Below are 13,520 nucleotides of genomic sequence, written 5' to 3' on the forward strand. Positions count from 1 at the left end.
TGTTAGCTGAAGAGTGTGATGCCGACTCTTTTAAGGTTTGTCCCAATTATATTTTGAAACTATCAATAATCTAAAAAGATGAATTAGATGCCCAAACTCTGCTCCTAAACCAGAAGATTTAACGTGCGTGATATCACTTCCAAGGTTGTGATTGAACCCTAAATACTGGAGGGACATTTGGTCTGTCATTTATGTTGGCCCTGTTACAAATGGCAGAAGTTTACATAACTACCTTAAGCTCGTAACTGATTGGTCATGCTCTGTAGCTACTATTTTGCGCCCCCCGCTAGCGGATAGTTTTATGAATGTTTAATTCGGAGATGGATGTTTGTCAGTACTGAAAAGTGCGCAAATTATGAAAATGTAAAGTAGGGTAAATGACTAAAATTGACCAGTCAGTACTGTTGTAATTTAGCGGTTCACGACAGGTGTGTACGCTTGTTCCAATTGGTCAATTCAACTGAGGGGAAATACTTACTGGGATTTTTATTTTAGCGGTAACTATCAGGATACTTATCAGGAAAAGAATAATGCATAAAACAATTGGTTTGGTATCAAGTTTGCTTTTGAGTTTTTCGATGTCTGTTGTCGGCGAAATTGATGCTAGCGATGATAAAGTGAAGCGCCTGGATTTACAGGGGCAGATTGATACAAAGGCTCCCTTATCAAAGACCTTGTGGGCGGGAGCGCATAATGCCTATGCATCCTATCAGTGGGATCAGGGTGTATATACCGATGTAAACCAGTGGTACGCGCCGGAGAAATTATTCAGTCGGGGAATACGTCTGGTCGAATATGATACTTACCCTGCTTCCAGTTTCAGCTCAACACCGCACCTGTGTCATATGGGCCTGGAAGAGGCCACTATGTGTATTTATATGTTTGGTACAGCTGCAACGCTGGGGGATGGGCTGGATGAGATTAAGGATTTTCTTGAAGATAATAACGATGAAGTCATATTCCTAAAGTTTGAGGCTTACGATTCTGATTACCACCAGAACTTCCGCAATAAGATTGGTGAGAAAATTGAAAGCAGGTTGGGGGATCTGGTATTTAAGCCTACCGACTGGGGCTATACAGAAGATGATTGCGCCTCCCTACCGGCGCAAACACTGACTAAACAGGATGTGTTGGATGCGGGACGCAACGTTATCCTATTTATTCAGGTGCCCAGAGAGTATCCGCACACTGGTGATAACAATCTGTGTGATTACCATGACGAGTCAAACACATCGAAATTCAGACGCAATGTCTGGATCGGTGTGGATGAGATGGATGCATCTGGAAACCTCACTTCCAATGAGCCACTTGCACAAAATTCCAGCCAGTTAACAGCAGATATCGACGGTAATGCCAGCGCAACCAGCCACTACAACAATGGGAATTTAAGTGTCGCCTTGGATGCAACAACCGAATATAGCAAGGATGACATCAAGTATTCCGGCAGTGAGATCCTGGAGAAAGCAGTATCTGGGTATAACATGCTTGAGTTGGCGCTGGTGGAGGCCAATGCGACCACTATAGGTGCTTCTAAAGCTCCCCAGATTGAAGATTTTACGTGGTCTTGGCGGAATGACTCTCCCAGTGGCAGCAATAGTTGCGCCTGGTTAAGTAATGACGGAGAAATTCGCGACTATAGCTGTAGTACGGAGCGAGTGTTTGCCTGTGTGGACGACGAGCGAAACTGGCACATTAGCAGTACATCGGGAACCTGGAGTGAAGGTTACTCCGTCTGTGAAGCCGATGGCTATCGCTATGGAATGCCTTATAACGCTTTGGAAAATGCCGCTCTCTATGCCAAGAGGAATTCGGAAGGTGTAACTACCTCGGTGTGGGTGAATTACTACGAACCATTTGATGGGTTCTGGATCGCCAACCAAGACAGCTACTCGGATTTTGGTTATATCAAAAAAGATGTTGTGGGTGGTACCGGAGGTGATGCGTTTGATTCAATCGACCTGGTAAAACGTAAGCTACTCGGCAGCGGTACTATGAATCTGAAATCTGTCCAGATTCGTTCCGGTGGTCGAATTGACGGTTTTAAAGCTTGCTATGAATTTAAGCAATCCCTAAGCCATGCCACAGCCAGTGATCATGAATACTGTATTGAATACGGTGATGGAGACGGTGGCTCGATGGGGAGTGTGCTGAGTTTTAACTCCGCCAGCAGCGAGTATCTGGATGACGTTAAAATTTGTGTCGACGATGAAAAGCATGAAACAGGTAGTGTTTACTACCTTAAATTGACTTCGAGCAATGGCTCATCTATTTCCGGGGGGACTCAGCAGGGGACTTGTACAACTTATTCTTCCACTTCATCCCAGCAAATTTTTGCTTTCCACGGGCGCCACGGTGATGAAATCAATGCTTTGGGCGTGCACAAGTTGTCCAACAGCTTGGTAAATCCAGGGTACTACGCAACCGAGTGGCTGGACCTGGATGATCCCTCCTCAGGTGGCATTGATTATGAGAGCTTTAACGAACACAAGTCAGCGGGAAATATAAGCAATAGCTGTGCTGTCAGTGATGTTGCTGGTATTGAGGCAAGGGTTGTTGATACGAAGTTGGATTATTCCTTAACCGGCGAAAGCATGCATATAGGCGATATCGGCACTAATTACCGCTTCTTTTGTGCAACAGAGGATTGTAGTGACTACGAAGTAAAGTATTTCTTCACTAACGCAGCCTGCCTACCTTAACGACTCACAATATCCCGGCGGTGAATATGCTGCCGGGATTCCTCTTACTACTCGCTCACTAAAGGAAGCTCTCTCGGCTGAATACGGGGATATCGCCTATAGTCGAACTCAAGCAATGTGCGGTATCAATCGGCAGAGCGAAGCCCATGAAATATGACGAGATACATGAGGATCATGCTGATCCCCTGATCAACCAATTACATCGAGCAATAAAATATGCCGTTAAATTTCTCGCCATTCTTATGGTGTTGGTCATATTCTGGACCATTGCGGATGTCGTCTATGTACTTTATGAAAGGCTAATGGAGACGCCATTCCTACTGCTGGATATGGAAGATATCCTCGAGACTTTTGGGGCCTTTCTCGCCGTTCTTATTGCCATTGAAATTTTCACTAATATCCGACTCTACCTGGGTACAAATGTGATACCGGTGCAATTGGTATTGGCTACAGCCTTAATGGCTGTAGCTCGGAAGGTTATTGTGCTCGACTTAAAATTTGTTAATGCGGAGCAAATAGTCGGTATTGCCCTGGTGACTATCGCCCTGGGAGTTTCCTACTGGCTGGTGAGGGAAAAAAGTAATAAACCTGGTTAGTACTTGTGATTTTTTGTCCTTGATAATGCTCACTTTATGATTTTATTTTTTGTATTTATACAGTTGACCAAAATAGAATCATATCGTTAACTGCATTAATAGCTACTTACAATAGTTAGCCCGAACTAAGAGAGCCGGGCATTTGGCTGAGTGCCAAATCCACGATAAACCTTATTAATGAATAGGTCTTTCTGCTTCAATCGCACGAGGTGGTTGCAGGTTGTTACTACGAAAGGTAGCTGCACTAATCCTTGCTTCTGGCCAATGGGAACTAGTGCCATTAGTGGGTTTCGTTTATAGCTTTTGGTACTTTTTCCTTTTCTATTTCTGGCGATGGCCTTTGCCAGGTATTCACCTTGCTGAGAGGCGAGGTAGCCCAGTTTGGCCTCACCAATATCTGCAATGTCTCCGAGTGCATACAAGCTCGGTTCGTCAATAACTTGAAGTCTGTTATCGACTTTCACAAATCCCCGCTCATTAAGGATATGCGCTAAGTGCGGTTTAAGGTAATCATTGTTGGGTAGCACACCAGTCGCTTCAAAAACCAGGTCTGCATCGCTGGCTTGGCCGCTGTTGAGATCGATATAGCAGCCATTCTGATATTGGTAGCGGCTGTTAAACTGAATTTCTACACCTAAATTCTCTAATTGTTTCTGGGCTTTGATCTGTGCTTTAGGCTTGAAGTTGTCCAATAAGACCTCTTTATTGTGTGCCAGAATTACTTGAGTTCTCGGCATAGCGTGTGCGATCTCTCCCGCCAATTCGACTCCAACGACCCCTCCACCTATCACCATGACTTTCCTTGCTTGTTTCAGTCGCTGATGCTCGTTCAACAGTTCTTGGTTTCTGGATTGAATATCCATTGCGCAAAGGGATTTGGCCATTGGCATACTCGGATATCGGGTGCCGGAGGCGAGTATGGCACTGTTGAAATGTAACTCTGTTCCATCTGCCAAACGCGCTGATTTCGCAGACATTTCCATTACATCTCCCTGAATGAAGCGGCCATAGAAAAAGTCCCTGTAGTACTTGCGCGCTTGATTCCCGGTACTGGATGGATCGGTTACATTGCGCAAGGTGGCAAAAGTGACTTCAAAATAATCTTTTTTGTCTACCAGAATGGTATGGAGCCCATGTCTTTCCAGTGCATGCGCGACAGACACACCGGCGAAACCACCGCCTACTATCAATACTTCCGCTTTAATTACCATATTTTTCAACCATTAGAGGGTGTACAGGTCATTTGAATCCATTTTATGGTGTAGCGAATATGCTGTGAATGTGTGATTATGAGACTCTGATGTGCATATTTGCACATGCTGAGCATTGGGGGCTTGAGGCAAATAATGGATAAATGGACTGAGTTAAGGACCGCTTATAAGCTGGCCAAGCTGGGCACTCTGAGTGCAACGGCCCAGGAGATTGGTATTCATAGGTCCACCGTGATGCGCCATATTAATGTACTGGAGGAGAGCCTTGGGGTTGTACTATTTCAGCGCAATGACAAAGGATATATTCCAACGGAGGCGGGGCTGGAGGTTATGCGACTGGGAGCGGTGACGGACAGCCATTTTTCTCAGTTGTCCTCGCGGTTACAAAGCAAAGAGCAGAATTTGCAAGGCAACCTCACCATCACCTCTGTCGGCGAAATGGTAGACCTGTTGATGCCGCTCATTAGACAGTACCAGACCCAGCACCCAGGTATGCTTGTCAATTTAATCGGGGATCTGCGCAATTTTAACCTGGAGTACGGTGAAGCTGATATTGCGATTCGTGTCGGTGAGAAACCAACGACACCTGATAATATCGTGTTGCCGTTTTTTACTACAGAATTCGTTTTCTATGCACACAAATCCTATATTGAAGACTATGGGCTTCCCGATAAAAGTAATCTTCAAGGGCACAGGTTTCTGGTTTTAGGTGATCGCCCGTTACACTTTGACTGGAATGAATGGATTTATAATCATATTCCCGATCAAAATATTGTGCTGACTGCTTCCAGTCAGCAAATTCTTAACCAGGCAATGCTTTCTGGCTGCGGTATTGGCGCCATGCCGAGAATCCTGGCTAAAAAATTTGAAGACATTATTGAGATTCCTACGCCTGAAAGCTGGCAAATCTCAACTTGGATACTTGTTCATCGCGATATGTTTAACATGCCAAAAATCCGTGAGTTTCTTAGCATCTTAAAGCTCTGGCGAAAATGAACAATACCAAGTGCCAGCCCAGAGAAAATCATAATAGCGGCCATTAATTTTTCTGAACCAATCGATTCGCCAGTTAATAACCAACTGAAAAAGAGTCCAAAAACGGGGCAGAGTAAACCTAAAGGCGCAACAGTAGACAGCGGGTACTTAACGATTAACCGGTTCCAGAACCAGTATCCCAGCAGAGTGGTTGGGTAGGCCTGAAACAATATGGAGAAAATCAACTTTCCACTAAGGTTGTTATGAATTTCATAAAATATATCCGCACCATTTTGAATATAGGTAGCAGCGAACAATGGTAACGGTGCAAAAAATAGCCCCCAGACAATAAAGCTAAATACTTCCTGTGTGCCGCTGGCTTTTACAATGAGCCCACTGATGCTCCAGCTGGTAGCCGCTATTAAGATAAGTGCAATACTGATAAGGGGCACAGTGCCATCTTCAACCATCAAACTTAGCAACAGCCCTCCCAAGGCAAGTAGAGCCCCAAGAGCTTTCTGCGGGATAATCTTTTCTTTCAGGAATGCCCAGCCGAATAGTAAGCTAATCGCAACATTTACTTGTAAAAGAAGTGAGGCCATTCCCGCAGAGAGTCCACTAGAGATTGCCCAGGTGGCCATCCCCCAAACCCCACAGCCAAAAGTCAGGCTGTAGGCCAGAACGTACTTCCAGCTGACTGTCGGTCTGGAAATGAAAAGCACTGCCGGAAAGGCGGCCAAAGAAAAGCGTAAAGCCACCAGAAGGAGTGGGTCCAGATCTTCCGTTCCCATCTGAATAACAATGAAGTTGAATCCCCACATTGCCATTAGTAGCACACCAAGTAATAAATCCGAGTACCGCATCAGCCCCTCCAATTTGTCTCGGGGCTAACTATCCAAGAAATGAAAAAAGGTATACAGATGCAATTTTTGTATAAAATAGGTATACAGTTTGGGCGGAGACGGAATCGGAGAGGGGATAGGTGCGGTATAAAGAGCTTGCCGAACGCTGTATTGAGGATATTCAGTCAGGGAGAATACCAAGCGGTCATAAACTACCGTCCCTCAGGCGGTTCGCTGCACAAAACGAAGTGAGCCTGACAACAGCCCAAAGCACCTACTACTTGCTGGAGGAACTCGGCTGGGCGAAGGTTCGACCGCAATCTGGATTCTTTGCCTCAGTTCCTCCCAGCAGTAACCCGCCTCCCATAATGCCTGCATTTACCTGCCGAACAACAGATCCAGTAAGTCACGAATACTATTTCCGTGGGTTGGGAACAGGGCCATTGGGTGTTGCGTCTTTATCTCCAGAGCTATTGCCGTTAGATTCCCTGGAGCGCAGTATGCGGCGGGCAACCCGAGAGGCTGGCGCCAGTATGCATGGCTATCCGGTTTCCTCAGGGGAGCCGCTTTTGCGCAGTGCGCTTAGTGCACACTTTGCCAGCTATGATTTGCATTTCTCTGCCAATGAATTAGTAGTGACGAATGGTTGTATGGATGCCGTCCGCACAGCGATTGCCATTACGACTAAGCCCGGTGATGCGGTTGCGATCAGTTCTCCTTGTTACAACGGTCTTCTTAATCTGTTGGCGTTGATGGGACGAAAAGTCGTTGAGATACCGACTGTTGAAAACGGCTTAGACCTCGCACAGCTAGAGCGCTATATGCAGCAGGGATTGGTCCAAGCGGGTCTTTTTAGTAGCAGTCATATGAATCCTACGGGCGTGTCCCTGAGTTCGGAGCAGAAAGAGAACCTGGCCGCACTGGCTGGTAAATATCGGGTTCCAATTGTCGAGGATGATGTGTATTTGGAACTCGGATTTCAAAGAAGTCTGCCCATGCCCGTGCGCTACTGGGACCGGAGCGGGTATGTGCTTTGGTGTGGCTCTATCTCCAAGACACTGAGCGCAGGCTATCGACTGGGGTGGTGCTTACCAGGAAGGTATCGAAAACAATATGAACGCTATCGATTTACCGAAAGTTTCGGTGTGAACTTGCCCGTCCAATTAGCGGTAGCTGATTTCATCGGTACCAACCAATACTCCCGTCATGTGCAGGGGCTCAGGCAAAAAATTTCCTTCCAGGTCGCATCCTATCGCAACTACTTAAGTTCATCCTTGCCCGATGAATCGCGTATCAGTGACCCCCATGGAGGAATGGTGATTTGGTTGCAGATCCCAGGGTTGGACAGCCGGAGTCTTTGCCGTATGGCTTCCGAAGAAAATATAGCCTTGTTGGGCGGTGCAGATTTCAGCACGCTTGATCTCTACGGTGATTGTGTGCGGGTGAATTGTGGTTGGCCGCTTGAAAGTAAAGATGGAGGGAAGACTGAGGCCGGATTTCAGCTGGAACGTTTTATCGAGTTAACTCACGGATGCCGATAATTAATATTATTCAGATATTCACAACCTTGGAAGAAGGTACCTGAACTTTCATATCGTTACACTGCTTTTGATAGTTATTTTTCCTCTGCTAGAATCCGCGTCCCTTTTAGGATGATTGTTCACGGAGGACATCTAATGAAAACTCTTGCCACTTTTACAGCAGCGATTGCTATTGCCGGTGCGGTTCCCGCTCAAGCAGAACAGACTTTTGAACTGCCTAAGTTTAGTCAGTGTTCTGTAGCAGCTTCTGCAAGCAATACTAATGATCGCGAGGTTTATCGCATCTTTTCAGATTTCTATTATGAAATAGAAGACTCTCGAGAGTATGCAGTTAAGGCTGTGCAATACTGGGCTGAAAGCTTTGCAGAAGACTGTGCTGGCGAGACAAGTCAAGTCAGCCTGGATATGGTTCAGTGTGATAATTTTATTGGCGGTGCGCCGGTTTGCAGAATAGAAAGTGATGAAGGTGACTACGTCATTGTGAAAGACTATGTTGATTCAACCAACGTAGTACTCTCTCAACATGACCAACAGAATTGGCCAGGAATACACTCTTCGAATGATCAGGAAACGCTGTGGATGGCCAGGCCTGAACTTTGCTATAGCGAGCTTCTGGAAGGCGGCGGTGACTCTCAAGCATATTACTTGGACACCTACAGCTATCGCTACTTTGGTGATTACCGCTATGTATTGGCAAGGGGCAGCCGAGACTTGGTGCAAACTCTTGAAAGCCAATACAGTCAGTGTGAATACGACACTTCGGGAATCGAAGCCTATAAAATGCAGTGTTCTGAGACTTCCCAGGGGACGAAGGTGTGCGCAACTGCACATACTGGCGCCGGCTATTTCGTATTCGTGAGTGACGATCATCACGGCATGCACGTTATTTTCAACCGCTGGGACTGATTACACTATTAGTCCACTTATACAGCGCCTCCCTGTAAGGGGAGGCTCCTGATTGCGAACCCTAATTAGCTTGCTCTATACAGTGCGCAGAGCTTATTGCCAGCAGGGTCTCGTAAGTAGGCGAGGTAGATTGGGCCTACGGCGCTATCCCGTACGCCTGGGGGCTCTTCGCAGCTGGTACCACCGTTGGCAATACCTGCAGCATGCCAGGCATCAACCTCTTCAGAACTGTTTACTGTAAAGCCAATAGTGCTGCCGTTGCCATGGCTTGCGGGCTCCCCATTGATGGGTTTGGTGATGGCAAAAATACCGTTGTCATTAAAATAGAAGCAGCGGCCACGATCATCAATAGTGCCGGGTTTGTAACCCAATATTCCGAAAGTGGAATCGTAAAATACCTTTGATTCCTCGATATCGTTGGCCCCGACCATAATATGACTAAACATTGATGTCACCTTAAATTAATTTTAGGGTAGTTGTGCGTGAAAGATTGTATACCAATACTATTAAACATCAATGAATAATCATTCACTCATTGCCTGATAGAATTGTTCGTATATCCGTTACCTCCAGGCTGTACCTCCAGGCTGTACCTCTCAGGGTGTGTGGACTGGTGCAGCTTTCTATCTATTGCGGTTTATATATGAGATGCCTCACAGATATATTAAATATTGTGCGATTCAATGATCATTAATATTTATTTTAAATTCTGTTGTTGATAATAATGTGGTGGCTAATTCGGGTGATATCGGATTTCTTATCGATATTTTTTTGCTTGACTGACTGGTGTTTGTTTTTTGTTCTGCTTGATAGATTGTATTTTCTGGTTTGGTTTATTTTTATTGTGGTATATAGGTTGATAGTGTGAATTTTAAGGGGTTAAAATTCTGGAGGTTTGATTTGATAAAAAATAATAAATGGTTTTCGCTTAAAGGTTTACTTTGGGTGTAAATTGCGCCAATTATTTCATTAAAAAATTTAATTTTATGGTCAGGTTAAGCTGTCGGCCGTATTTTTTAGGGATAAAAAATGAAGCGTCGAGATCTATTAAAGGCTGCAGGTGTAATGTCTGCATCACCGCTTATGGGAGTGGCATCAGCTAAGGCTGGAACAAGTAATGCTTTGGATGGCTCTAGTTTCCCAGAGTCAATAATGGTTGGTGATCTATCAGATTCCTCCGGAGTGCTCAGTGTAATACAGGGAATCTTACCCGATGATGTTATTGGCCATCTTCTTATGGCTGAGGGTATTCCACTGGCGTCCAACCATCTTACACCTAATGGAAAGGGAGCTTTGACCCGGCTCGACTTTACTGGGCGGAGCAATAACAGTGAAGTTCCCTATACCCGAAAAATGATACGTACCGCGTCTGCGATAATGCAGGAGCAGGATTTAACAGGCTTTGATAAATTCAATTTGTTAGGTGGGACAATATACTCAAGCCCGAATCTGGGATTTATGAACTACTGCAATACGGCCCCCAACTATATGGGAGATAACCGTTTTGCAATGAGTTATGAAGGGGGTATGCCCTATGAGTTTGATGCTACAACTCTAGAGATGGTAACCCCTATTGGAGAAGTGAATGAATGGAAGTCGAGCTTACCTCCGCTGCTTGAAAATCTAACCCCAGAAAAGTGGCTATTTCCCCAGGTTCGGACCACCGGTCACCCTTTCTTTGATCTGGAAACAGGTAACTGTATCACCATCAACTATGGTGGAAATATTGGTGATTCTGGTAGCTCAGGATTTATTCGATTAATTCGCTGGGATCGAGAGGGTGCATTTGAAAGTTGGAAAATTCGGGATCGCCAGGGTAACAACGCCTATATTGCTGCAAGCTCACACTCTCTTGGAGTAACGCGAAATCATATCATTGTCTTTGAAACTGCAGCGAGAGTTGAATCTACCCGAATTATTGGAACACGAATTGTTCTGCCTCAAGAACACCGGACCCGGTGTTGGGTTATTCGGAAGGCCGATATGGTGCCGGGTGCTGATACTATTATCGCAGATTACCTGGAGCTCGGCTTTGATACTTCGGACATTGTCTGCAACTACGATGACAATGCGGGTGAGATTACCCTGTATGGCCAATATATGGGGGCAATGGATAAATCTGAGCAGTTATTCCGCTTTGAAATCCTGCAGAAGGGAGGTTTGGTACCCAAGTGGTTGTCCGGATACCCTGCAGCACCGCTGGATGTTGGAGGTTTGGTACGTGCCCGGATTCGAGTTAACTCAAATTCAGCTATTGAGATAAAAGAAGATTACCGGGTTATTCGGGATGATGCGCTTTCCTGGGATATGAATGATCCGGCTTACCGTGGGCACTTCCAGTTCCCTGAAACCTTTGAGCACCTTTATTGGGCTGCTGTGGGTTACAGGCCTGACCATATATCTATGCGGGTTTCCTGGGCATATCGCGATTATCCTGAGCGCCACTACGGCTATTGGAATATGCCTGAAGAAAGTCGTCCCTCTGCCTTGATTCATATGGACTGCGTCAATATGAAAATTGCGGATGCCTTTCAGTTCCCAGAAGATTGCGTAATGCGTACACCGCAATTTATGGCCCGCCCGGGCTCCACGGCCCAGAACGACGGTTATGTGATTGCAGCAGTTGTACGCAAATATCCAACGACATCCGATTCCAATGGTAAAGAGTTTTGGATTTTTGATGCGGCACGTCTCAGCGGTGGGCCAATTTGTATCCTAGCTAACCGATCACTGGAATTTGCAACCACGAATCATGCACTGTGGGTGCCATCCATTGGTCGTCGCCCTTTATCGGCCTACCGGTCAAATTACGCTGATTTTCTTCGCAGTAAGGCGCCTGATCACAGCAGTAATGTTCGGGACATCATCGATGGGGAGCTACTTCCCCGTTTTGGTTGATTTATCCAGTCTAAGTTAATGCAATAAAGGGAATTTAGGTATGTGTGCAGAAATAATAACCAAATCCAAACATTTATTGAGGTGGTGTAAAAAAGCTCTTTGTGTAGCAGGCGTTTTCATGGCTGCTACAAGTGTTGCAGAACAGCTACCGCCGCCAATTGAAGTGCCTGAGGTATTAAAAAACTACCAGGATACTCAGGATTGTTTCCCTGGTGTTATCCATGATCCGACCAGTATTGATGAGGTTCAGCAGATAGTACGTGATGCAGCGGATCAAGGCCGTAAAGTGATGACAGGGAGTCGCCGATTCAATAGTCAGATTGATGCGGCCTGTGCAGGAAATGGAGAGGTGCAAATCACTCTGGAAAATATGGATCAGGTCGTTAGCCTGGACAAAGATAACCTGTTGGTTACTGTTCAGGCCGGTATGAGATTCCGGGATTTGACCGCCTATCTTCGAGAGCATGAACTAAGTGTGCCGATGGTGACAGAGCTGGCCATATTCACGATAGGCGGTATGCTGGGAAGCGGTACTCACGGTTCAACTTTTACACAAAAAAGCAGCATGATCTCTGATTATGTCACCGAATTGAAGTTGGTTGATGGCAATGGGGACTTACGAGTAATCAGTGGTGAGATGCTCAATGCCGCCAGGGTAAACCTAGGTGTTTTAGGCGTAGTTGTTGAGGTGACCATAGAGGTTGAACCTGGCTATAAGGTACAAGCAAAAGTAAAGGGGTATCACAGCGATGATGAGCTGGAGGAGGTTGTTCTTGATTTGGCTCGAAATAATCATTCAGCAAATGTTGCCTGGTTCCCGGGATTAGGGCGCTATACCGTAACAACTTACAACAAGGTACCTTTGTCGACTAAGGGTAATGCCTACAATGCCCAGGCAGATGTATCGGACTTCTCCGAATATTTATTTGGACTGATATTTGATAGCCTTCATGAAGCCGATAGTGCCGCATTGCAGTGTTTTGCAGCTTCTCTTCGCCATACTGCTCGCTCCAGTTCCTATTTCAGGGATGTTGATTCAGGCTTGAAGAAGTTTATTAAGCCCACTGGACACGCGGACTTGATGCAACATTTCGTATGTAAAGAGCCAGACAAATGTGTCTGGGATAACCTTCCAATTGCACTTCAGGAAGTCGCGATTCCATTTGAAGAATTGCCCAACTGGATTGCGGATGTCCGCCAGATTATTGCAAATAGTGAAAAAACCTGTTTTCCGCTGAATGGTATTTATTTCCGTTTTGGCAAGGCTTCCGATAGCTATTTAGGAATGACAGCAGGCCGTGACACAGCGTTTGTAGGGATTGAATATACCCTTCGTCAACGAGGTGAAGCTGTGCCAAAGAACTACTTTGTCAATTTGGAAATTGAGCAAATGTCTCTCCGGAAGTATGGAGCCAGACCTCATTGGGGTAAGAATTCAGTCGCTATTTTTGAGGACATGGCTGAGCGTTTCCCCAAGTGGTCCCAGTTTATGGATGTTAAAGAAGAGTTGGACCCAAACAATATATTTTCCAACCCCTTTTGGAATCGAGTAAGTGGGGCTGATCCTTTGGAAAACTATTTAACTCCTGGCTGCAATCCCGATGGTCAGTGCTATTGTCAAATAGATGAACACTGTGAGGAGGGTGCTAGCTGCCAAGCGGGAGTTTGGTATTCAGGCGCAAGGATTTGTAAAGCTGACTAGAGCACTTTGGGGGGTGATATTTCCACCCCCTGCGTTTAATTGGTAGTGAATAGCAATAAGAGGCTTCTAACTGCTAAGCGGGAAAGAATGCTCGAGAGACTAAGCCTACAATCGGTTTTCATGCCTTATAGGTATTCTTTCCCTGCTCTT

The 13,520-nt window shown here is 45.7% G+C and carries 10 protein-coding genes; 7 read left to right on the forward strand and 3 right to left on the reverse strand.

All coding sequences use genetic code 11. The annotated features are described in order from the left end of the window. Positions 1-530 precede the first annotated feature (530 nt). Together ACJJIZ_RS11325 and ACJJIZ_RS11330 are read left to right on the forward strand one after the other, a co-directional pair. Positions 531-2,699, forward strand: coding sequence for a jacalin-like lectin (locus tag ACJJIZ_RS11325; RefSeq protein ID WP_444913437.1), 2,169 nt, complete (start codon positions 531-533; stop codon positions 2,697-2,699). Positions 2,700-2,845: 146 nt separating this feature from the next. After that, on the forward strand, positions 2,846-3,295 hold the full coding sequence (locus ACJJIZ_RS11330; RefSeq protein ID WP_413665304.1) for a phosphate-starvation-inducible PsiE family protein: 450 nt from the start codon (positions 2,846-2,848) through the stop codon (positions 3,293-3,295). 125 nt (positions 3,296-3,420) lie between these two features. Here the strand turns inward: ACJJIZ_RS11330 and ACJJIZ_RS11335 are convergent, their stop codons facing one another. Next, on the reverse strand, positions 3,421-4,506 hold the full coding sequence (locus tag ACJJIZ_RS11335; RefSeq protein ID WP_444913438.1) for an NAD(P)/FAD-dependent oxidoreductase: 1,086 nt from the start codon (positions 4,504-4,506) through the stop codon (positions 3,421-3,423). Positions 4,507-4,641: 135 nt separating this feature from the next. On the opposite strand from ACJJIZ_RS11335, the gene ACJJIZ_RS11340 reads away from it, so the two are divergent. Then, on the forward strand, positions 4,642-5,502 hold the full coding sequence (locus ACJJIZ_RS11340) for a LysR family transcriptional regulator (RefSeq protein WP_444913439.1): 861 nt from the start codon (positions 4,642-4,644) through the stop codon (positions 5,500-5,502). Here ACJJIZ_RS11340 and ACJJIZ_RS11345 read toward each other — a convergent pair. Then, entirely contained in the window at positions 5,433-6,344 is a 912-nt protein-coding gene (locus ACJJIZ_RS11345; RefSeq protein ID WP_444913440.1) for an EamA family transporter, read from the reverse strand. The genes ACJJIZ_RS11340 and ACJJIZ_RS11345 overlap by 70 nt on opposite strands. 119 nt (positions 6,345-6,463) lie before the next feature. Between ACJJIZ_RS11345 and ACJJIZ_RS11350 the strand changes: the two genes are divergently transcribed. Together ACJJIZ_RS11350 and ACJJIZ_RS11355 are read left to right on the forward strand one after the other, a co-directional pair. Next, positions 6,464-7,864: an aminotransferase-like domain-containing protein gene (locus tag ACJJIZ_RS11350; RefSeq protein WP_444913441.1), complete on the forward strand. Its 1,401-nt coding sequence runs from the start codon at positions 6,464-6,466 to the stop codon at positions 7,862-7,864. A gap of 135 nt (positions 7,865-7,999) precedes the next feature. Then, on the forward strand, positions 8,000-8,770 hold the full coding sequence (locus ACJJIZ_RS11355) for a hypothetical protein (protein ID WP_444913442.1): 771 nt from the start codon (positions 8,000-8,002) through the stop codon (positions 8,768-8,770). A 65-nt stretch (positions 8,771-8,835) separates the two neighbouring features. Here ACJJIZ_RS11355 and ACJJIZ_RS11360 read toward each other — a convergent pair whose 3' ends face one another. After that, positions 8,836-9,216, reverse strand: a complete 381-nt coding sequence (locus ACJJIZ_RS11360) for a VOC family protein (protein ID WP_413665310.1) — start codon at positions 9,214-9,216, stop codon at positions 8,836-8,838. A 583-nt stretch (positions 9,217-9,799) separates the two neighbouring features. Between ACJJIZ_RS11360 and ACJJIZ_RS11365 the strand changes: the two genes are divergently transcribed. Next, positions 9,800-11,668, forward strand: coding sequence for a carotenoid oxygenase family protein (locus tag ACJJIZ_RS11365; RefSeq protein ID WP_444913443.1), 1,869 nt, complete (start codon positions 9,800-9,802; stop codon positions 11,666-11,668). 118 nt (positions 11,669-11,786) lie between these two features. Next, positions 11,787-13,370 carry a D-arabinono-1,4-lactone oxidase gene (locus tag ACJJIZ_RS11370; RefSeq protein ID WP_444913444.1) on the forward strand — a complete coding sequence of 528 codons (1,584 nt, stop codon included), beginning with the start codon at positions 11,787-11,789 and terminating at the stop codon, positions 13,368-13,370. The last annotated feature ends 150 nt before the right edge of the window (positions 13,371-13,520 follow it).

Source organism: Microbulbifer maximicatervae (SeqCode), assembly GCF_052467225.1.